Consider the following 2598-nt stretch of genomic DNA (forward strand, 5'->3'; position numbering starts at 1 on the left):
CGGCGACGGCGTCGACCTGGTCGAGCTCCTGCAGGCGGCGGCCGCATGGCCGGCGCCGGTGCAGCTGCTGGCGCGCGAGAGTGGCCAGCGCACGGCGCGGGCACGCGAGGCGGCAGCAGTGTGGATCTGCCGGCGGTGCCGGCGACCTGGTGCAGCTCCTGCAGGCGGCGGCCGTGCAACCAGCGACGTTTGTGGCCGCCGCGAGATCACGCCTTGTCGGCGGTCAGAATCACCACCGAAACGGAAGTGCCGACGAACTCATTTGCTATCACCTCGGACCAGCGGCAGGCGAAGCCTGGCAACGTCAGGCGACCAGGGGCTGACGCCGGCAGAATCGCAACCAAACGACCGCCGGGGGCGATGAACTTCGTCGCATGCTCAAGGTGAGCCAGCCATCGATTACCGGAGAAAGGAGGGTTCATCACAACGCGATCAGTACACGGAACGCCCTGCGCTGCGAGAAAATCGACACATTCCACGCGATGTCCCTTAGCCTTTAAGATCGCCGCGCGTAGCTCAGACACCTCAATGCACCTAGTGCCCTTTGGCATCAGGTCGGCAAGCGCACCATTGCCGGCGGACGGCTCAAGCCAGCGCATGCCATCAACTGCACCATCGTTCGCTTCGGCAACTGCCCGTGCGGCCACCGCTGGAGGCGTCGGGTAGAACTGGTGCGACACCTGGTCCGGAATCATGCCACTGCACACGATGGCGTCGATGATGTCGGCCGGCTCGTAGTCAAAACGCCAGTGCGCAAGGCTGCCGGCGCCCTTCTCCCACACGCCCCCAATGGCTTCCATCACCCGCGCGGCCTGTTTGCAAGCGGCTTCACTCTCGCTCGCGCCGTAATCGAAACGCAGGGTGCACGGAATGTTCCGAAACTTCTGTGCCTTCCAGCCTTCATCGTTTGTTGGCTCTATGCCAGGTTTCATATTCGCTAGTAGATTCAACACGGCGAACGGAAGCGGCTTAGAGAACAAAGGTGCGGTCGTCACTTTGCGTGTTTTCTTCGGGGGCTCACGGAAACGCGAGGGAATCGCCTGCGGGTAGATGCTGTGAAGCACCGCATTGAGACGCCAAGCGATTGCTTCGTGAATTTCGATGTGCGCGGTACCCACACCGTTGTAGATCCGCATGCGAAACGCTCCGCCGTCAACGTCCTGCCATTCGCCCTGGCGGCGGCGCACGACTTCAACCAAGGCAGAGCTGCTTCCGTGGGTGGGTTCATCACGGCCCATGAACTTTGCCACTACGGCTCGGAAGTCATTGATAACGCCGCAAGCGCTATCTTCCGATTGGCCGTAGTCATTGATGACGCGAAGAATTGCACGCTTGGAAAAGCCCTCCGGCTGGTTAGTGACGTGCTTACGCGACAGCTTCCAAAAAATCCCATCGACACGCTCGGCAAAAAATTGGCCGCGCATCGCGACCAGCGATTCCAGTGTCGCCCGCACGTTGCCCTCGTTGAACTCAGGAATCCGCCCGATTGCTTCGGCGCCTGTATGTCGATTCTTTGCGTTGCCCAGCGGCTCGTTGATCTGCGCAAACCATTCATCTTTACGCTTCTGCGGCATGATCTGCAGAACGTCCGTCATGTTCAATGCACGCTTCCAAAAGTCCGCATCCAGGTAAGCAATAGCGCGATCATGGTTGAACAGCTCCTCGACGGTTTTGGGCATGCTGTAACGACTATCTGGCGTGTTGGCCTGCACGAAGTAGTGCAGCACTCCCGCACACGCTTCAGCACTCACAGCGTCAGCCATGAACTGCAGGCGGCGGCGCGCATTCTCGTACTGGCCCAGCAGCGTGTCGAACAGGTCAAACGGCGCGGGAGCGAAGAATTCGCCCGGATCGAACAGCTCGCCGGCAATGGATGGCTCGGGAGCGGCGTCAAACATGGTCATGCATTGGTTCCTTATTTCGATCGGGTTGAAAGGCTTGGCAGGTCTTCACGCACGACATCGAGCGTCATGCGTGCATCGGTCAGAAGCTCATCGCGTGCGGCGCCGGACGGCATGCCCTCCAGTCGCTCAAGCAGCCAGTTAGCGAATCCGAGTAGCAGCAATGCATCGGAATTCAGTTGCTTCGCTTTGCGCTTGTCACCAGCCTTCCTCGCGATTTTCGGAGCCGGCTTATGCGGGATTCGGTTGTTTACGGTTTCCATGTCAGGCGGTTCCTTGTTCCAGTGGCGATACGACAGGACAGGCGCTTTGTTCTGGCTGGCGGCCTGTTCACCAGGCAGGTGTGCCGCGCGCACCTGCATGAGCAACCAGCCGTCGCAGTCGGCGTGCGGGGTCAAGGAGAGGCGCGCAGCGCCTCAGCTGGGGCGACTGGCGCGGCCCGCAGCCGAAGGCGAGGACACGGGTCGCCACAGCGGTCCTTGACGCGATAGCGCGCTGACGAAGACAGCAAGGCCGCGGCGTCGCGGCCGCGCAGGTGCCGGCATCGCCGGCACCGAAGTTGATCAATGGCTGTTGGCACGTCAGCGGCGCGGCGCGCCGCCAGCACTTCGCTGGATCCGCGACGGTGGCCACCACCAGCACCACCAGGTGCGCTTGTCGGCGCGGCCGCAGCGATCGGCGTCTCTGGCGATCGCAC

2 protein-coding genes are annotated in these 2598 nt (G+C 61.9%); both read right to left on the reverse strand.

The window, feature by feature from the left end; all coding sequences use genetic code 11:
* Positions 1-206: 206 nt before the first annotated feature.
* Positions 207-1904 (reverse strand): DUF4942 domain-containing protein, encoded by a 1698-nt coding sequence (locus tag LN450_RS07755; RefSeq protein ID WP_228892732.1) that lies wholly within the window; start codon positions 1902-1904, stop codon positions 207-209.
* Between the two features lie 11 nt (positions 1905-1915).
* Positions 1916-2299 carry a hypothetical protein gene (locus tag LN450_RS07760; RefSeq protein ID WP_228892734.1) on the reverse strand — a complete coding sequence of 128 codons (384 nt, stop codon included), beginning with the start codon at positions 2297-2299 and terminating at the stop codon, positions 1916-1918.
* Positions 2300-2598 lie beyond the last annotated feature (299 nt).

The sequence above is a fragment of the Xanthomonas euvesicatoria pv. euvesicatoria genome (assembly GCF_020880415.1).
Lineage (GTDB): Bacteria > Pseudomonadota > Gammaproteobacteria > Xanthomonadales > Xanthomonadaceae > Xanthomonas > Xanthomonas euvesicatoria.